This window comes from Actinoplanes sp. L3-i22 (genome assembly GCF_019704555.1).
Taxonomy (GTDB): domain Bacteria; phylum Actinomycetota; class Actinomycetes; order Mycobacteriales; family Micromonosporaceae; genus Actinoplanes.
Genome location: NZ_AP024745.1, coordinates 9,490,638 through 9,509,231, shown reverse-complemented (window position 1 = coordinate 9,509,231; position 18,594 = coordinate 9,490,638). Strand labels below are relative to the sequence as shown.

Genomic DNA, 18,594 nt, shown 5'->3' with positions numbered 1-18,594 from the left:
TCCTTTTACAAAAGAGTCCGGTGAGGCCCGTCAAAGCGGTGCCTGAGATCAGTAGCCGTGGGCAGCCGTCAGGAGATGAATGGCACAGCAGAGACGAGCTTGGAGCTCCACTTGCGCGGGGCCTCAGGGGTCGACGCGGTGCCTTCGATGTCGGTGCCCTTGCCGTCGTAGGGGGCCGCGTCGCGGAAGTAGCCCACGGTGCCTTCCGCGGTGACGCCGTAGTACATGCCATTGCCGGGTGAGGCCAGGCGGGTGTAGATGTCCCAGCCGCTGGTGGCCAGGGTGTAGCCGGTCCACTTGCCGGCGTCGTCGATGTTGTACGAGACCAGCCGGCCATCGCTGGTGTTACCCAGGATCCAGCCGCGACCGGTCGTGGTGAACGCCTTGAGGGTGAAGCCCGTGCCGATCGAGGTATTGGCGGTGATGTTGGCAGCGACCGGCTTGGTGCTGGTGATCGTGTACCGGCGCAGGGTGCCGGAGGCGATGCCGAACAGCGAACCGGCGCCGTCGTAGGCCAGCATGTCGTGGGTCCAGCCGCCGGCGAGGTCCACCGGAGCGGCGAAGGTCAGGACCGGCAGGGTGGTGGTGACATCGATCCGGAACAGCCGCCCGGTCGTCGCGGTGACGAGCACCGTGTCGTAGTTGAGGGTGGCGATGGCCTTGGCCTCGAACGGCAGCGTTGCCGCTGAGGTCACGGCGGCGATCGGCGCGCCGAAGGCGTCAGTGGCGGTGTAGGTGAGGTGGTTGGTGTCGTCGACACCGAAGACCGACACGTCGGCGGCGTTCTGCGGGAAGGCGCGCAGCGGGGCCGCGGAGAGCAGGGTCTGGTTCCAGCCGCTGGCGTCGACCGGGTCACTGCTGTGGCTGGCGATGTCGGTGCCCTTGCCATCGAACGGCGCCCCGTCGGTGTACCAGTCGAGCCGGCCGCTGCCGTTACGGGCGTAGTAGATCCCGTTGCCGGGCGACACCAGGTGAGTGGGGCCGGCCCAGCCGGTGGTGACCAGCGAGTAGCCGGTCCACTTGCCGACCGGGTCGATGTAGTAGGACCGCAGCACGCCGGCGTCGGTGGTTCCGAGGATCCAGTCCGGGCCGGTCGCGGTCAGGGTCTTGAGCGCGAAGCCGCTACCGATCACCGTGTTGTTGATGATGTTCGAGGCCTCGGGCTTCGCGCTGGTGACGGTGTAGCGGCGTAGCGTGTTCGCGGCGATGCCGAACAGCGACCCGTCGCCGTCGTAGGCCAGCAAGTCGTGCGTCCAGCCGGTTCCCACCTTGACCGGGGCGTTGAACGTCAGCGCCGGATTCACCCCGGTGACGTCGACCCGGTACAGCACGCCCGCGGTGTCGGTGGCCAGCAGGGTGTTGGCGTTGAGCGTGGCGAGCGCCTTGGGCGTGAATCCCAGAGTCGCCGTGGAGGTCACGGTGGTCAGGCGGTCACCCGAGCTGGATACGATCGCCGAGTAGGTCAGGTGACCGTCCGCGAGGGTGCCGAAGATCGACACATCGGCGACAGTGGTCTGCTTGATCCAACCGGCCAGGTTGTCCACCCGGATCTCGACGGCCTCTCGGCGAGTCTCCGTCTCGCCGAGGCAGCCACCCTGCCACGTCCGCTGGTTCAGGGCCACCAGTTCCAGGCCGGAGCTGGTCGAGCGCAGCGCCGGGCCGCCGGCGTCGCCCTTGCAGATCACCGAGGACTCGCTGCTGCCCGCGATGGTCAACGCGGTGTCATCGGCGGCGGTCACCCCGAATGTTCCGGTGTGCAGCTTCTTGGGCACCCACTCGGTGGCGGTCCGGCCGAAGCCGGCCACGGTCAGCTCATCACCCGTGCTCGGCGCGGAGGCGCCCACCACGACAGGGGTGATACCGGTCGCCGGCGTCGCCAGCTTGGCCAGGACCACGCCACGGTCGAGGTTCGGGACCAGATAGACCACCGGCGCCACGAGCCCATCGGTCTCGGTCAGGTCAGCACGTCCCACCGTCGCGGTCGTGGCGACCGCCGGGACTCCCGCGGCGACCTTGCCATCGCTGGCGAAACAGTCCGCTGCCGTGACGATCCACTGCGGTGCGACCAGCGCGCCGCTGCAGCCCCGTGCGCCGGCTCCAGAGCCGACCGACACCTTCGCCACGAAGTCGTACGTCGTACCGGTGGCCTCAGCCCCGCCCACGGCGAAGGCAGGCACAGCCGGTGCGATGCAGAAAACAGCTGCTACGACTCCGCCGGCAGCTATGAGCTTCGCCCGTGACTGCTGCCACCGGCTCGGCTGGGGAGTGTCCCCATTGATCATCTGCTTGTCTCCTGGGTATCTCCTGCAAATGCGCTGAGTAGCGCGTGAGGAGATTAATAAGCCGATGATCAACTTGGGAATCTACAGGTGATCTATATCCCACAACGTCGATGTTTCGGCGTGTCGTGCCGAGCGGGCATCCGATAGCGGCGTGGCCACGAACGTTTGAGGTGTCGGGGTCAGGCCGGCCGAGCCGAGGCTATTCCCAACTGCGCGGTGCCGCGAAGCTGGGCACTGCGGGTCAGTCGGGGCAGGCTGGGGCGTGAAGATCCAGGTTGCACGAGGCGCCGAAGGTGCGGTCAGCCCTGTCGGCAGTTGTAGGTGACCTTTGTGCCGGCCTGGATGGGGGACGGGTCGATGATGTTGACCGTGGCGGTTTCGGTGGTTTTGCCGGTGCCGTTGAAGGTCCAGCGGAGGGTGAGGGTGGCGGCTCGCTGGCCGCTGCCGATTTGTTCGGTGAGTACGGCGCCCGGCGCCGAGTCCGAGCGGAACCACTGGTAGCGGAGCACGCCGCTTCTGCCGTTGGTGTGGACGGTGGCGACCACATCGACGGTGACGTTGCAGCGGTTTCCGGCGGGCTGGGGTACGGCCACCGCGACGCTCTCCACCTCCAGGGGCCTGAGCCGCTGCCAGAGGTAGAAGCCGACCACCACGACCAGCGCCAGGGTCAGCAGGCTGGAGAGCACCGACACCAGTCGACGCCACACCGGGCGCGGCCGCCCGGCCGGGGTGGCGGCGGGCCAGGCTGGGGTGGGTTGCGGGGCGACCGGCACGCCCGGCCCGAAACGCAACTCGCCGGCGGCGCGCATGGTCGGGGCTTCGTCGACCGGGCTGACCTGCGGACCCGGGTCCGGCGCGGGTGTCGGGGTGGTGCGGTCCGGTCCGTTGAAGACGACGGTTGAGTCCGGGTTCGGTGCGGTGCGGTCCGGGCCGTTGAAGCTGACGGTCGAGTCCGGGTTCGGGGTGGGCAACCGGGCGGTGCGGTCCGATCCGCTGAGGCTGACGGTCGAGTCCGGGTTGCCCAGGTACACCGTGGGGATCGGGCGGTTGATGGTCGCCCAGGGGTCGGCGGGTTGCGTCCTGTCGTCGGGGGGTCCGTCCGGCCGGGTCATGCCTGCCGTCCCCGCGCCGGCACATGCCGCTGTGCAGTGAGCATGGCGTGCTCCTAACCGGGGGTGCAGATGTTGTCGAGGGTGACGTACACCGGTGACGCCGATCGGCCCGAGTTGCCGGCCGCGTCGACGGCGACCGCGGAGACCGGGACGCGGGTGGCCGACCTCGGCATCGGCAGCGGGCCGAGCGTTCCCCGGAAGACACCCCGGCCGACCGAGTCCATCGCCACGGTCGAGGTGGTGCCGCCCAGGGTGTAGCTGAAGCTGACCTTCAACTCGCCCGGGCCGCTCACATCGTCGGTGACGGTCACCGAGATGGTGCTGGTGCGGGTGCCGTACTGGCAGTTCTCCGCCTCCAGGGCCGTCCCGCGCGCGCTGACCGTCCCGACGGTGGGGGCGGTGGTGTCCGGCGGGGGTGTCGGCGAGGTGCTGGTCGACGGGCTCGGCGAGGACTTGGTGGGCGTGGGCTTGGTGGGCGTGGGCGAGGTGGACGAGGACGGACTGGGCGTGCTGCCCGGGTCCGCCGGCGACGTCGGGCTGGTGGTCACGGCCGGCGAGGTGGCCGGGAGGACCCCACTGGGCGCTGTGGCCACCACCGGATCGGCGGCGACGGGACTGGCCTGGCCACCGGCGAGGACCGGGGTCTCGGCCGCGGCGGCGTAGTGGTATCCCGCCAGGCCGGCCAGCAGGACCGCGACGAGGGCGCTGCCGGCCAGCACGGTCTTCTTGCGACTGCCGCCCGAACCGCCGGAACGGCCCGGCGTGGTGTCGCCGAGCGAGGTGGTGGCGAGGCTGGTGGCGCCCCCGCTGCCCTCGGGGAACGGCCACAGCAGGGCGAGCAGGGCCGCCCGGCGCGCCAGCTCGCGCAGCCCGCGGTCCTCCCAGCCCGGGCCGTACGCGGTGCCGGCCACCCGCTCCAGGATGTCGAGGAAGGCGAGCGCGTGCTGCGGCCGGTCGGTGGGCTGCTTGGCCATGCCGTACCGGAGCAGGTCGTGCACCGGGGCCGGAGCCGGATCGGTCGGGATGGGCGCGTTGGCGTGCTGGTCGTGCAGGGCGAAGATGTTCGCCCCGTCGTACGGCGGCTTGCCGGTGAGGCACTCGAAGAAGGTGGCGGTGGCGGCGTAGATGTCGCAGGCGGGCGTGGCCGGCGCCCCCGTCCACTGCTCGGGGGCCATGTAGCGGGGTGTGCCGGAGACGACGGTGTCGGCGCCCTGACCGACCGGCGCGGCGATGCCGAAGTCGGCGAGCTTGCTCTGCCCGTCCCCGGTCACCAGCACGTTCTCCGGCTTGTAGTCGCGGTGCACGACGCCGTGGGTGTGCGCCGCGGCCAGCCCGGCGAGGGAGCCCTTCAGCACGCAGAGCGCCGCCTCGGGGGTGGTCGGGCCGTGCTCGCGCAGCATGTGCCGCAGCGAGACCCCGTTGACCAGCTCCATCACGATCGCCGCGCCGTCGGCCGACTCGACGTACTCGTACAGCCGGGACACGTACGGATCGTCGATCTCGCCGAGCAGCCGCGCCTCGCGCCGGAAAGCGGCCCGGAACGAGGGGTCGTCGCCGAGATCGCGGATCAGATATTTGATCGCGACCGGGGTGCCGGTCGCGTCGTGGGTGGCGAGGACGACGCTGCCCGACGCGCCGGCGCCGAGCGGACGAACAGGCGTGTAGCCGGACAGCTGCCAGCCGCTCATTCGAGGCACTCCACCATCCATGGGGGCGGATGTCTGTCTCCGCCGCGCGGACCATTCTGGTCGTGAAAAAACCATAAAGGATCCGCGCAACGGCTGTTTCCGCCGACCGGTCGGGCGACCCCGCCCGCGACGTGTCAAGGGCCGTGGCCGTCCTCGCTGAGGCAGCGGAGTCTCCGATAGCGTGGAGTCACGGTGTCACCACGGGGAGGACGATGACAAGCCAGCCGGACGACGACGCGCCCGCGGCGGGGTTCGCCGAGGCCACGCCGGACACGTCGGCGCACCGCAAGCTGTTCAGCTACCTGACCGCCGATGCCGCGGACGACTACATCGCGATCATGCGGCTGTTCAGCGGCACGCTGCTCAACGATCTCTCGGCCGCCGAGGTCGCCGCCCAGCTCGCGGACCGTGGCGTCGCCCTGGATCCGGATCAGGCCGAGGACCGCTGCAAACAGCTCGTGGCGTGGGGCAACCTGGTGCGATCGGTACGGGAGACCCGGGTGCCGACCGTCGCCGCGTACCACCGATCTCGCTCTCGTTTTCAGGTGTCGAAGCTGGGCGGCCGACTGCACCGGGAGGCCGAGGAGATCCTCCGGGCGGTCGACGGTGTGCAGGAGGTGGCCCGGGAGCTGCTGGCCCGGATCGTCGAGAGCCTCGGCCAGATCCTGCGGCAGGCCGCCGACGTCCACCGGCCCGTCGACTCCGAGGCCCTGGCCGGCGCCGTGACAAGCGTTTTCACCGACCATCGGGTCTTCACCGAGTCGGTCACCGACTTCTACGCCTACCTCGCCGGCGTGCTGACCCGCTATGACCTCGCCAGCGAGGAGTACGCCCAGTTCAAGGACCTGCTGCTCGACTACGTCGACCTCATCGGCGCGGACGTCAACCGGAACGCACCGGAGATCCGGCGGCGGCTGCTTCTGCTGCTCGAACTGATCGACCCGGTGCTGGACAACCTGCCGACGGCGGCGGCGCTCGAGAACGGGCTCGTCGCGGTGGAGCGGCTGCCGGGTCGGACCCGGGTGGAGTGGGAGCAGCTCGCGGTCTGGTACGGCGCCGGTGAGGTCGCCTCGGGCCCGGATCAGCTGCGCGCGGCCGCCCGGCAGGCGCTCGGTCAGCTCATCATCAACGCGCGGAGGATGCTGACGGCTTCCGGGACCGGGCTGTCGCGGCGTGCCGATCTTCTGAAGCTGGCCTCGTGGTTCCGGGCCGCCGACAGCGACACCGCGCATCGGCTCTACGACGCGGCGTTCGGCAGCTATCCCGCACGTCACCTGCTCATCGGCCCGGAGGAGGCGGATCCGTCCGCCGGCCCGAACACGTCCTGGTGGGACAGCACCCCGGTGGACGTGCCGGTGTCGCTGCGCGAGCGCGGGGACCGTACGCCTCGTGGTCGCAACGCCCGCGTACCGGATCCCGGCGCCGATGCCCAGCACCTGCTGGAACGAGCGCGCCGCCGCAGCGAAGCGAGGCGCGCCGCCGCGGCCGAGCTGATCGCGGCGGGCACGCTGCACCGCAGCCGCCTGAGCCGGGCCGCCCGCGAGCTGCTGCTGGACAAGTTGTCCGGGCTGGTCGCGGCGGTTTCCCTCGCGGGCACGGCCGCCGAGGACCGGGACCACGACCTGGATCTCCTGCTGCGGGCGACACCCGCCGGCGGAGCGGCGACGATCATCACGGGTGACGATGGAACGGTCACCATCCAGGACGTGCTGCTCGCGGCCATGCCGTTGCGGGACGCCGTCGGACCGGCCGGCGAACGGGTGCCCGCGTGATCCCGTCGGCCACCGGCACCGATTCACAGGCGTCGCGTGATCGCCGTGCGGCGGCCCGGGCTCTGCTCGCGCATCCCATGCTGACCGCGGCGCACAGCGAAGACCTTGCTCTGGTACGGCTGCACGCGCCGGCGCTGCGTTCGATGTTCAAGTCCACGCTCGACTATCACCTCGTCGTCGAGTCGACCTTCGCGCGGCTGGTCAAGGGGCCGGTCAGCGCCGATGCCCCGCCGAGGCCCGCGCGCCGGCCGGACAGCATCGCGTTCACCCCGGCCACCTACGCGCTGCTGTCGTTGCTGTGCGCGGCGCTGCTCGTGCCCGGGACGGGCGAGCAGATCCTGATCTCGGCGCTGATCGAGCAGGTCCGTTCGGACGCGGCCACCATCGGCGTACCGGTGGGGGACACCCTGCCGGAGCGGCGGGCCCTGGTGACCGCGATCGGGCAGCTGATCACCTGGGGCGTGCTGACCGAGACCGACGGCACCGCCGGCGGCTGGGGTGAACGCCGGGACGAGGCGCTGCTGACCATTCACCGGGCGGTCCTGCCGCACGTGCTCGCCCGGTCGTTGTCCGGGTTCGATCACGCCGACGACCTGCTGGCGCCCGACCCCGGCCTCGCTGACCAGCCTCGCCGTTCGCTGCGGCGCAAGCTGATCGAAAATCCTTTGGTACGCCGTGAGGACCTGACCGACGGCGAACGTGACGTGCTGTCGAGAGAACGCAGCGAACTGACCCGGGTTCTGGCGGAGAACTTCGGCCTCGCCCTCGAGGTTCGTTCCGAGGGCGCGCTCGCGTACGACCTCGGCGGTGACGTCACGGACGTGGCCTTCCCGGGCAACGGCCGGATGAAGCAGGTGGCCCTGCTGCTGGTGGGCGAGTTGATCGAGCGGTGGACCGCGGCGGCCGGCCCCGTCGTCGTCCCCTGGGAGCAGGTCGACGTCGTGCTGACCGAGCTCACCGCCAGGCACGCCCGGATCTGGGGTGACGAACAGCCGGCCAACCTGCGTGCCGACGTCGTCGCCCTGCTCGGCGAGGTCGGTCTGGCCCGCACCACCGAGACGGAACTGGTGCTGCATCCGGCGGCCGCCCGCTACCGGCCGCGGCCCCGCACCGCACCGCCGACCCGCGCGGCCCGCCGCCTGGCCGGCCAGCTCGAACTGGAGATCCCGTGACCGACCTGTTCGACCAGACCCCACTGCGGCAGAACCCGCACCGGTGGCGCCTTTCGCGAGCGGGCTTCGTCAACGTGTGGCACTACTACGAGAACACCTTCGACATCTCCGGTGGCCGGTTGATCCTGCGCGGCACCAACGGCTCCGGCAAGTCCCGCGCCCTGGAGATGCTGCTCCCGTTCCTGCTCGACGCGGATCGGCGCAACATGGGCACCGGCTCGTCGGTCCGGATGGAGGACCTGATGAGCGCGGGCGCCGGCGATCAGGGCAACCGGCTCGGATACATGTGGCTCGAACTGTGCCAGAACCCCGGGCCCGACGGCGCCGAGACCCGCTACCTGACGCTGGGTGCCCTGGTGCGGTTCACGATCAGCACCAAGGAAGCGAAGGTCTGGTACTTCAGTACGCCACTGCGGGTCGGCTCGGAGTTGCCGCTGCTGGGGGCCGACCGGCAGGCGCTGTCGCGGCGTGACCTCGCCGACCTCGTCACCGAGGAACGCATCACCGACGTGCCGGAGAAACATCGGGAACGGGTCCGGGCCGAGGTTTTCGGACTGACCGGTCAGCTCGGCAAGGAACGCTTCGACGGGCTGACCAAACTCCTGCACACCCTGCGCTCACCCGACGTCGGGAACCGCATCGAGGAGGGCCGGCTGCCGGCGATCCTCGCCGACGCGCTCCCGCCGCTCTCCGAGGACGCGCTGACCGACGCGGGCCAGCAGCTCGACGGTCTCACCAGCACCCGGGACGACCAGTTGCGGCTGGAAGCCGCCCGCGAACAGGTCCGCACGTTCCTCGACGCCTATCGCAAGTACGTCACCGGGGTGCTCGCGTCGTCGCTTCAGGGCCTGCGCTCCGACGCGGTCCGGGCCAGGGCGGGCGCGGCGGAGGCAGCCGGGCTCGACGACGCGGCCGGGCGGAAGGAGCAGGAGCTGTCCGCGCGGAAGAGCGAGTTCGAGATGCTGGAGAGCGAGCAGGAGACGCTGGGCGTGCGCCTGGCCGGCCTGCGCGATTCCGACGCCTACCGCAGTGGCCAGGAGCTGCGGCAACTCACCACCGTGGTGGAGTCCCGCGCGGGGGAGGCGGACACCGCTCTCCGCGCGGCGGACGACCTGCGGCGTGCCGAGAAAGACAAGGTCACTGACGCCGACGTACGGGCCGACGACGTGGAGCAGACGGTCGCCGGCCTTTCCGTGACGCTGGTGCGGGTGCGGGAGCGACTCGCCGCCGTAGGGCTCACCGATCCGCAGTTGCCGGCCGAGATCCGTGCCGATCGGCGCCCGGGATCCGCTTCCAGCCGAGTGGTCCGGACCGATCGCGACGGCGAGCCGGAGGTCCTGACACAGCCGGTGCCCGACGTCGTGACCCTGGTCCCCGCCGACCTGGCCGGCCTCACCGAGCGGGTGACCCGGGCCGGTGCGGCCGGGCGCAGCCGGGCGGGCCAGGCCGGGAACCGTGCTGCCGACGCCCAGGCGCTGTCCGCGGCCCGGCGGAAGGTGGACCGGGCCGCGGACGACGCGGCCAGCGCCGAGCAGCGGGCCGACGACGCCGCCGAGGCGAGCCGGCAGGCTGTCGAACAGCGTGACCGGTCCGCGTTCGCGCTGGCCGACGGCTGGCGCGCCTGGATCGCCGACCCGGCCACCGCTGAACTGTTCGGGACCGTCGACTGGTCCGCTCATCCGATTCTCGGTGTCCTGCTCGCCGACCGGTCGGCGCTGTGCGATGACGGCGGTGACCTCGATCTGCGGGAGTTGGATCGGGCCGCGGACGACACCGTCGCCGTCGCCACGTCAGCCGTGGCCGCCGCGCTGAGCCGCCTCGACGTCGAGGACGGGGCCGCCCGGCAGGTGGCCGTCCGACTGGAGAACGAACGAACCGAGCTCCGTTCCGCCCGCGATCCCGAACCGGAGCAGCCCACCTGGGTGACCGGGTCCGACGGCGTACCGATGTGGCGGTGTGTGGATTTTTCCGGCGCGATCGATGACGAGAGCCGAGCCGGTATCGAAGCCGCGCTCATCGCCTCCGGCCTGCTGACCGCGACAGTCGACGGCGCCGGCCGGCTCGCGGCGCCGGCCGGGCATCTCCTCGTGACGCCGCATGACCCGCACGTGCGTACCCCGTTGAGTGCCGTGCTCACCGTCGATCCGGCCAGTCCGCTACCCGCCGAAGCGGTTCTGAGCGTGCTGAACCGGATCGGGTTCGGTGACGACGATGCCACCACGTGGATCAGGGCCGACGGCAGCTGGGCCAACGGCGCCCTCCGCGGCCGGCACCACGTCCCGGTGGCCCGGCACATCGGTGCGGCCGCCCGGGCCGCCGCGCGCGCCGTACGTCTGGCCGCCATCGACGCCGAACTGGCCGAGCTGGCCGAGGCTCGCCGCGGGCGCCGGCAGCAACGCGACGAACTGCTCGCCAGCGGCGCCCGGATCCGCGACTGGGGTCGCGCGGTTCCGTCCTCCGTCGAACTTGTCCAGGCGCGGTCCCTTGCGACGGACAAGCTCCGCGAGGAGGGCCGGTGGCGGTCGCAGGCCGCAGAGCTGCGAAGGCTGGCCGACGACCTGAACCGGGCCTGGGCCGTTCAGGACCGTGACCATCGCCGGGCGTGTTCCGATTTCGGCCTGCCCGCCGACGAGGAATCCCTGCGTGCGCTCCAGTCGAGGGCGCAGGACGCGGCGCGCGGTTGCGCTGAGGCGGTGGAGAAGGCCGGCGTCGTCGAGCAGGCGATCACCCGCCACGAGCAGACAGCCGCCCGGATCGCCGAGGTGGCCGGTCGCCGCGACACCGCGGAAGGCGAGGCCGCGCGGGCGTGCCAGACCTGGCAGAACGCCCTGACCAGACTCCGGACCCTCCGGGAGTCGGTCGGCATCGCCGCTGCCGAGGTCCATCGGCAGGTCACCGACACCGAGAGACTTCTCGCCAAGGTCGTCGACGGGTTGCGGGACACCCGGAAGGCGATCGACGGACTCAACTGGGCAGCGGGCAAGGCCAGATCCGACGCCCAGACCGCCGCGGGCACCGCCGAGCGGCTCCGCCTCGACCTCGGCGACCGGGTGACCGCGGTCCGGAACCAGTTCGACCAGCCCGGGGTCATCGCCACGGCCTTCCCGTCCGCGCCGGACGAGCTGCTCGACGACCCGGTCCCGGCGGCCGTCGAGAGGCAGGTCGGGGTGCTGCTCGCCGCGCTGCGCCGCGGACGTACCGACGAGAACAGCCTCCTGCGCGCTCAGCAGGTCTTCGAACGGGAGATCTCCGGCAGCTACGACGTGTCCGCGACCGTTGCCGCCGGCATCAAGCTCTTCGAGCTGGTCGACGCCGAGGGCCGCCGGCCGCTCGCCCAGGCGGCCGACGAGATCGACCGCCGGTGCGAGCGGGGCCGGGCCGCACTCACCGAACGCGAACACGCGGTCTTCCACCGGTTCGTCCTGGGCGAGGTCGGCGAGGAGCTGCGGCGGCGGCTCGCCCAGGCCGACAAGCTGATCAAGGCGATGAACGCCAGCCTCCGGTCGATCAGAACCAGCCACGGCATCGGGGTACGACTGACCTGGAAGCTGGCCGACGAGACCGGCGCCGACATCGCCCGCATCAAGGCGCTGGTCAGTACCGCCGCCGCGGTCCGCGATGCGGTCCAGGACGACGAACTGACCGACCTGCTCACCGCCCGGGTCGCGGCCGAGGCGGTCAAGGAACCGAGCGCCGGCTACGCCGTCCACCTGCGCTCCGCCCTGGACTATCGGGCCTGGCACACCGTTGAAGTGATCATCACCGGCCCGGAGGAGGGTCGTGAACGGCGGATCAGCCGCCGGGCCAAGCTGTCGCAGGGCGAGACCAGGTTCGTTTCGTACGTGACCCTGTTCGCCGCCGTGGACGCGTACCTGACCGGCCTGGAGAACACCACGACCGCCTTGCGTCTGATCCTGCTCGACGACGCGTTCGCCAAGGTCGACGACGCGACGGTCGCCGAACTGCTCGGTCTCCTGGTCCGCCTCGACGTGGATTTCGCCATGACCGGCCACGCGCTCTGGGGCTGTGTTCCCCAGGTGCCCGCCCTGGACATCTACGAGATCTGCCGCGAGGAAGGCACCCCCGCGGCGACCGCCCATGTGCACTGGGACGGCCGCACCCGGCACTTCCTGCGGGCCGCATGACCGGGAACCCGACGGGGCTGCCGCCGAGCCTGCGCGCGTACCTGTCGATCGCGAGCCTCGACCCGGTCTGGACGGCAGCGCGGGCCCGGCTCGAACGCAACGGCCGGCAACCGACCGGGACGATCACCGCGGTGGTCGACGACGTTGCCGCCGATCACCTGTCCGGGCTGCTGGGCCGGCCGGTCGCCGCGGGCGCGACCCGGATCAAGCTTGCCGACCTCGACACCGTCCTGCGAACTTCCAAGGCCGGACGAGGAATCGTCAGCGTGCTCGAAGACCTGCAGGGCCGGCCGGTGATCGACCGGCGCGCGCTGCGCGACCAGAGCCAGATCGAATGGGCCGAGGTCTGGCAGCGGCTGGACGCCGCCCTGTATGACGCGGGCCTGGCCGGGGCGCCGTGGGCCCCGAAGTGGATCGCTGATCTGCGGCGAACCGGAATCCTGACCAGGGCCGGCGCGCACGCGGCCGGTCAGGCACTGGAGCAGGCGGTCGCCGGGCTCGCGTTGCTGCTCGTGCCGGCGTCGTCATCCGGCCGGGCCTGGGAACTCGCCGCACTCGCGAGTCAGGTCACCGGCACCGCCCACGGCCTCGACGACACCACCCTGGCCTCGTCGGTGCTGCTTCGAGCGGCGGCATTCGCGGTGGACCGTCCCGTCCCGGAGTCCGCGGCCGACCGCCGCGAGCTGTGGGGAGTGTTGAACGTCCACACCGACATGCTGTCCGGGACGGTGCTGACCTGGCAACTTCGTCCGCTCGGCGATGACGGGTGGTCCCGGATGCTTCGCGAACGGGCCCAGCTGGGGCTGGTCACCCACCTCACCCTGCATGAACTGGCCGTCGCGGCTCCGGCGTCCTGGTCCGAGCCGGGGCAGGTCGTGTCCGTCTGCGAGAACCCCCAGGTCATGCAGGCTGCGGTACGAGCGAGCACGGCAACACCGCTGCTGTGCCTCTCCGGCAACCCGGCGAGTGCGGGCACCCGGCTGTTGCGACACCTGGTCACGGCCGGGATTCCGGTCCGGTACCACGGCGACTTCGACTGGCCCGGCGTGGCGATTGCCGGTCGGGTACTTCAGCAGGGCGCCCTGCCCTGGCGGATGGCCGCGAACGACTACCTCGCGGCCGTCGCCGGCCTCGACGGCAGCCATGCGGTACCGCTCGCCGGCCGGCCGGCGCCGACACCGTGGGATCCACCTCTGGCGGCAGCGATGTCGAAGCACGGGCTGGCAGTCCACGAGGAGTTCGTGCTTGCCGATCTCCTGGCCGACCTTTGGGCAGATGACGCGGTGGCGCGCTGAGACCGCCGGTGGGGGTCTCAGCGCGCCGCTGTTTCAGTTACTTGCAGGACTTGGCCCCGGACGCGTACGCCAGGCCGAAGCCGGACGCCGACGAGTCCATGTAGATCACCTCGCGGCCGGTGGCTGCGCTGGCGTACATCTGCGCGCCGGGGCTGCAGGACGCCGGGCCGAGGTACCTGCCCTGGAACGTGTACTGCTTGAGTTTCGGGTTGAGCGCGTTGCTGGGGTAGCCGCCGCTCTCGATCCAGGCCTTCACCGGGGCCTCCTCGGTGACGGTGAGGGTGGTGTCGGACAGCGCGACGGTGTCGGCGCGGATCGCCTGCGGGGAGTTCTCCTCGAACAGCAGGTGGCTGGTGCTCGTGGCGAAGTCGAAGAGGCGTACGGAGTCGTAGTACGCGCCCTGGCTCCACTCGCCGTCGATGATCGTGCCGTAGTCGCGGTCGGTCATCCAGGCGACGCCGGTGGCCGACAGGTCGGGGTAGCTCATCCGCTCGGCGCCGTAGTCGCCGCCGGCGTAGGTCCGCTGCGCGGTCGCGACGTCGTAGACCTCGACGCCCAGCGACCAGTATTGACCGTTGGCATCGGGCTGCTGGTAGATCTCGTACCGTACGTAGGAAATCTTTCCGTTCTTGACGTTGGGTGCCGTCGCGGGGCCGAACCAGTCCGGATGCGCGACGGTGTGCACGGTCGGCGAGCTGCCCTGCAGGTAGCGCACGACGTCGAGGTATCCCTGGGTCGCGTCGTACTGGCTCCAGGCGACGAGGTCGCCGTCGAAGCCGAGGCCGTTGATGCGTTCCGGGGAGCGGTAGAGCTCCTTGACCGGGCCGCCGCGCAGCGGCGCCGACAGGATGCGGTTGGTCTCCCAGGTCGGCGATTCGGGGTCCACGGCGATCGACAACCACACGACGCGTTTGCCGTCGGTGTGCGGGAAGCCGTTGATGCTCCCGTCGTCGGGGGAGATCCGGTACGGCGTGCCCTTGCCGCTGGTGCGGCCGACCCAGATCGAGGTCGGCTCGGTGCGGTTGGCGTCCGATCGCGGCACGGCGAACCAGCCGCCGGCCGTGCTGGCCTTCATGTCGGCGTACATACCGGTGTTGAGCCGGTCGATCAGGACCTGGGTGCCCTTGCCGTAGAGGTTCGCCTCCCACTTCGCGGTGATCCCGCGCGAGTCGAACGCGGTCTGGACCACCTTGAGGTCGCCCTTGCTCAGACGGAACGACTTGGCGGCGGCGAGCACCGCGTCGCGCGCGTCGACGAAGTCGGACATCGGCGTCAGGTAGTCGGTGAGAGCGCGATAGATGACCTTGTCGGCGACCGTCTTGCCGAGCGCCTGGCGCAGGTCCCAGAGGGCGCCGGACACGATCGTCGAGTTGAGGTGCACGCCGCCGTCGTCCATCGACGGAATGTCGATGAGGTGCTGGAAGTCGGCCGTGGTGGCGCCGTCGTCGAGGTCGCGCAGGGCGCACTGGGCGGGCGCCAGCGTGCGGCAGAGGTCGCCGCCGAGCAGGCTCGCCTGCGGGTCGGACATCGAGGTGCCGGACGCGTCGACGTCGATGGCGTTGCCGAAGTAGTCGGCGATGGCCTCGTTGAGCGCGCCCGGCTGGCCGGCGTAGACCAGGCTGGCGGTGTGCTCGACCACGCCGTGCGTCATCTCGTGGCCCACCACGTCCGGGTCCGCGGCCAGCGGCAGGTACTCGTCGTCGCCGCTGCCGTACACCATGCGGGTGCCGTCCCAGTACGCGTTGACCCACGGGTAGCCGCCGTACGTGATCCCGACGATCGAGTCGATCGGCATGCCCGCGTCGTCCAGGCTGTCGCGCCCGAGCTTCGTCTGGTACCACTCGAACACCTTCGCGGCGTCCCAGGCGGCGTCCACCGCGCCGGCCTCGGTCAGGTCGGCGGCGAGCGTGGTCGACGGCGACGCGAACGGGGCCAGGCCCTCCGGCCACTGGCCGCCACCCAGCTCGTAGTAGTCCCGCCCCCGGGCGTCCCAGGTCGTGATCGGTACCGTACCGCCGCCCTGGATCTTGTGGGTTTGATCTTTAAGCAGGTAGGAGCCGGTGTCGGAGCGGACGAGGGGGAGCGACACGGTGGCGCCGTGCAGGGTGGTGCCCTGGCCGGCGACCTGCGTCGTCCCGTTGCCCGCCGGGAGCGGTTTCGTCGTGGCCTGCGGCGTGCCGCCGGTGGCCTGCTGGGCGGGGACGAAGGACTTGATCCGGCTGACGCTCAGCAGCGGCACGCCGTTCGTCGCGCCGACGTACACGTCACGCAGCACAGGCTGACCCGTGACGGCGTCCTTGCCCTGGACGAGCACCCGCCGCGCGAGCAGGCCGGTGCCGGTCGGCATGATCAGGAGTCCCTGGTCGGTGCCGGTCAGGTCGGAGGTGGCGGCACCGGGTGTCCGACCGCCTACGACCGCCGTGCCCGGGTGCAAACTTTTGCGGACGTCCTCGACCGCCCGGGAGACGGCGAGCGCGGTGGGGATCGGGGTGACGGTCGTGTCGACGTCCAGGTTGGTGAAGTAGCTGCCCGACGTTCCGGTCACGGTACGTTTGCCGGCCGTCTTCTCGGTGCGCACCACGTACTGGGCGCCGAACACGGGCAGGCCCTTGTACTTCTGGTCCAGGCGTACCGTCTCCCGTTCGCCCTGGGTCTCGACGCTCTCGGTGGTGAGCGTGCCGGCCGGATCGCTGATCTTGTAGCGGTCCCGGTGGCCGGCGAGGTGCGCCTTGGCGGCCTGGTCGGGCGCGATCGTGGCGTCGACCGGGTCGGCGACGTCGTCCACGAGCGCCGGGGTGTCCGTCGCGGGCGCCACGGTGACCGGGACGGCGTCGTCCGGCGATGGCGAGGGCGCCGCGTTCGCGGCCTGGGCGGTGGTTCCGAGGAGGGTAGCCGCCGCCAGTACGGCGATCGCGGACAGCGCCTTGGGTCTGGGCAATTGATGCTCCTGCCGAGTGGTGAACCGGTTCACCCAGCTCACCCCGGCGTCGGCGCCGGCCACAAGGACGACACTGCGCACTTGCACAAGTGCGCAGTCCACATCGGAAGAGTTCTTACAGATTCGTAATCCCCGATTCATCGGAGCGCGGGGCACCCGGCGCATGCTCGCGTCGGAGGGTGCAAGGGCGTATGGACGAATCGGACATTCCGTGGTCGGCCACTGGTCTTGATCCGTTGGCCGGTCGCGTGCTGGAGCACCTGGTGGCCGTGCGATCGGCGGATCGCGACGAGATGGCGTCCGCGGCCGGGGTGTCACCCGCGGAGGCGGAGCGAGCGCTGCGGAACCTCGCGGACTCGGCACTGGCGACGCGGATCGGCGGTGCGGCGCCGCGCTGGGCGGCCGCGCCGCCGCGCCCGTCGCTCGGCGCCCTGCTGGCCCGGCGCCGGGCCGAACTGGCCCGCGTCGAGGACCTCGTGGAGCGGCTCTCCGAAGCGCACGAGGCGGTGTCCGGGCCGCGCGCCACGGACCTGGTGGAGGTGCTGAAGAGCGAGGAGGAGGTGCCCGCGCGCTATCGCCAGCTGCTCACCGGCAGCACCTTCGAGGTGCTGCATCTGGCGAAGCCGCCGTATGTGACCGGCGGGTCGGCGTCCGCCGAGGCGGTCGGGGTGACGCCCGGCGTGCGGATGCGATCGGTGTACGAGACGGACGGCTTCACCGACGCGGTGTCGGTCAGGACCGCTCGGCGCGGGACGGGCCAGGGCGGACAACTGCGGCTGACCTCGCAGATCCCGGTGAAGCTGGTGATCTTCGACCGGGCGGCCGCCCTGCTGCCGATCTGGGCGGACCGCCCGTCGTCGGGTTCCCTGGTCGTGCACTCGCCCGCGCTGGTGACGGCGCTCGTGGCGCTGTTCGAGAGCGTGTGGGAGCGGGCCGAGCCGGTGTCGCTGACGAGACGGCACGAGCTGTCGGACGCGGATCGCGCGCTGTCGGCCTCGGGACGGGACCTGCGGACCCGGGAGATCCTGCGGATGATGGCGGTCGGGATGAAGGACGAGACGATCGCCCGGATCCTGCACATCAGCCGTCGCACCGTTCAGCAGCACATCAGCGATGCGGGGGCGGTGCTCGGCGCCCGGACCCGCTTCCAGATCGCCGTGCTGGCGGCCAAGCAGGGGTGGCTGAACGACCAGGCCGACAGCGTCCGGCAGCGGGAGTCGTTGCCGTCTCGATGACGAGGCGCTTTCGTCTTGCCTGCAGATGATCTTGGATGCGAGCATGGCGGTCCGGTGACGGCCCGGCGGCGACGCTGGAGAAATCCGCGTCCCGGGCCGGGTCCAGGGCTTCGGCTGGACGACGATTGAGGACCATTCGGATTGATGACTACGACCGGGAGCACGGAACCAGGCGACGTCTCGGTGCGCCGCGGGGCCGGCCGGACGGCTCGAGGCCTGTGGATCGCCGCCACGTCGGCGATGCTGGCGGCCATGCTCGGCGCATGGCTGGGCTGGCAGCTCGCGGATGACCTGCCGACGGCCGGCGAGATGCGGTCGCTCGTCGAGGTGGTGGCGCCGGGCGCGGCCGTCGCCGAGGTCACCCGGGCCGATCAGATCTCCGGCTTCGAGTACGCCGAGGACGAGCCCAGCTCGGCGATCGTCGCCGGTTCCGACGAGTACGGCGCCGGCTACGTCGAGGTGGCGTTCGCCGAGAATGTCGGCATCCCGATGGCGCCGGTGGCGCAGCGGCTGCGGGCGGCCGGCTGGCGGGTCGGGGACTGGAGCGACACGGAATTGACCGCGGCGCACGGGGGATGGCGGGTCCAGGTCTACGACGACTGGGGCCCGGCCACCGTCCGGGTGGAACGTGCCGAGCCGATCACGGCGCTGCTCCTCACGGCGTTGTCCGGCGCTGCCGGCGCCTGGCTGGGCTGGATCCTGGCGCGCCGGGTGCGGATCAGTCTCGGCGTGCTGGGGACGGTCGGCTTCGTCATGTTGCTGCCCAACACGCTGGCCGGCGCCCTCGCGGTGGTCGGGGACGTCGTGGAAGCCTTCGGCACCGGGCTGGTTCCGCTGCCGTGGGAGTTCATGTGGATCATCCTGTGGCGGCCGCTGACCCTGCTCGGCCTCCTGCTGGTCGGTGCCTGGCTGGTTCAGGCGTTCATCGATCGCCCGCGCAGCCCGGAGTGACGGA

The 18,594-nt window shown here is 71.2% G+C and carries 10 protein-coding genes; 6 read left to right on the top strand and 4 right to left on the bottom strand.

What is annotated here, in order from left to right; all coding sequences use genetic code 11:
• Positions 1-68: 68 nt before the first annotated feature.
• The 3 genes from L3i22_RS42235 to L3i22_RS42225 all read right to left on the bottom strand — a co-directional run bounded on the left by L3i22_RS42235 (position 69) and on the right by L3i22_RS42225 (position 5,082).
• Positions 69-2,177 carry a tachylectin-related carbohydrate-binding protein gene (locus tag L3i22_RS42235; protein WP_221323047.1) on the bottom strand — a complete coding sequence of 703 codons (2,109 nt, stop codon included), beginning with the start codon at positions 2,175-2,177 and terminating at the stop codon, positions 69-71.
• Positions 2,178-2,581: 404 nt separating this feature from the next.
• Positions 2,582-3,394, bottom strand: coding sequence for a hypothetical protein (locus L3i22_RS42230; protein WP_221323046.1), 813 nt, complete (start codon positions 3,392-3,394; stop codon positions 2,582-2,584).
• 53 nt (positions 3,395-3,447) lie between these two features.
• Entirely contained in the window at positions 3,448-5,082 is a 1,635-nt protein-coding gene (locus L3i22_RS42225; protein ID WP_221323045.1) for a serine/threonine-protein kinase, read from the bottom strand.
• Positions 5,083-5,294: 212 nt separating this feature from the next.
• On the opposite strand from L3i22_RS42225, the gene L3i22_RS42220 reads away from it, so the two are divergent.
• The 4 genes from L3i22_RS42220 to L3i22_RS42205 are packed head-to-tail and all read left to right on the top strand — an operon-like array spanning position 5,295 to position 13,466.
• Positions 5,295-6,854 (top strand): DUF2397 domain-containing protein, encoded by a 1,560-nt coding sequence (locus L3i22_RS42220; protein WP_221323044.1) that lies wholly within the window; start codon positions 5,295-5,297, stop codon positions 6,852-6,854.
• Positions 6,851-8,026, top strand: a complete 1,176-nt coding sequence (locus L3i22_RS42215) for a TIGR02678 family protein (RefSeq protein ID WP_221323043.1) — start codon at positions 6,851-6,853, stop codon at positions 8,024-8,026. Before L3i22_RS42220 ends, L3i22_RS42215 begins: the two co-directional genes overlap by 4 nt.
• Positions 8,023-12,171 carry a TIGR02680 family protein gene (locus tag L3i22_RS42210; RefSeq protein ID WP_221323042.1) on the top strand — a complete coding sequence of 1,383 codons (4,149 nt, stop codon included), beginning with the start codon at positions 8,023-8,025 and terminating at the stop codon, positions 12,169-12,171. The genes L3i22_RS42215 and L3i22_RS42210 overlap by 4 nt, the downstream gene beginning before the upstream one ends.
• Positions 12,168-13,466 (top strand): TIGR02679 family protein, encoded by a 1,299-nt coding sequence (locus L3i22_RS42205; protein WP_221323041.1) that lies wholly within the window; start codon positions 12,168-12,170, stop codon positions 13,464-13,466. The genes L3i22_RS42210 and L3i22_RS42205 overlap by 4 nt, the downstream gene beginning before the upstream one ends.
• Before the next feature lie 37 nt (positions 13,467-13,503).
• On the opposite strand, the gene L3i22_RS42200 is transcribed toward L3i22_RS42205, so the two are convergent.
• A complete protein-coding gene (locus tag L3i22_RS42200; RefSeq protein ID WP_221323040.1) occupies positions 13,504-16,404 on the bottom strand; it encodes a M4 family metallopeptidase in 2,901 nt (966 codons plus the stop codon).
• Positions 16,405-16,595: 191 nt separating this feature from the next.
• On the opposite strand from L3i22_RS42200, the gene L3i22_RS42195 reads away from it, so the two are divergent.
• On the top strand, positions 16,596-17,639 hold the full coding sequence (locus tag L3i22_RS42195) for a helix-turn-helix transcriptional regulator (protein ID WP_221323039.1): 1,044 nt from the start codon (positions 16,596-16,598) through the stop codon (positions 17,637-17,639).
• Positions 17,640-17,783: 144 nt separating this feature from the next.
• Positions 17,784-18,590 carry a hypothetical protein gene (locus L3i22_RS42190; RefSeq protein ID WP_221323038.1) on the top strand — a complete coding sequence of 269 codons (807 nt, stop codon included), beginning with the start codon at positions 17,784-17,786 and terminating at the stop codon, positions 18,588-18,590.
• Positions 18,591-18,594 lie beyond the last annotated feature (4 nt).

Bases quoted from the DNA above. Each gene is read 5' to 3' on its own strand.
- L3i22_RS42205 (WP_221323041.1), top strand. From the start codon at position 12,168: ATGACCGGGAACCCGACGGGGCTGCCGCCGAGCCTGCGCGCGTACCTG.
- L3i22_RS42220 (WP_221323044.1), top strand. From the start codon at position 5,295: ATGACAAGCCAGCCGGACGACGACGCGCCCGCGGCGGGGTTCGCCGAG.
- L3i22_RS42230 (WP_221323046.1), bottom strand. From the start codon at position 3,394: ATGACCCGGCCGGACGGACCCCCCGACGACAGGACGCAACCCGCCGAC.
- L3i22_RS42225 (WP_221323045.1), bottom strand. From the start codon at position 5,082: ATGAGCGGCTGGCAGCTGTCCGGCTACACGCCTGTTCGTCCGCTCGGC.
- L3i22_RS42190 (WP_221323038.1), top strand. From the start codon at position 17,784: ATGACTACGACCGGGAGCACGGAACCAGGCGACGTCTCGGTGCGCCGC.
- L3i22_RS42195 (WP_221323039.1), top strand. From the start codon at position 16,596: ATGGACGAATCGGACATTCCGTGGTCGGCCACTGGTCTTGATCCGTTG.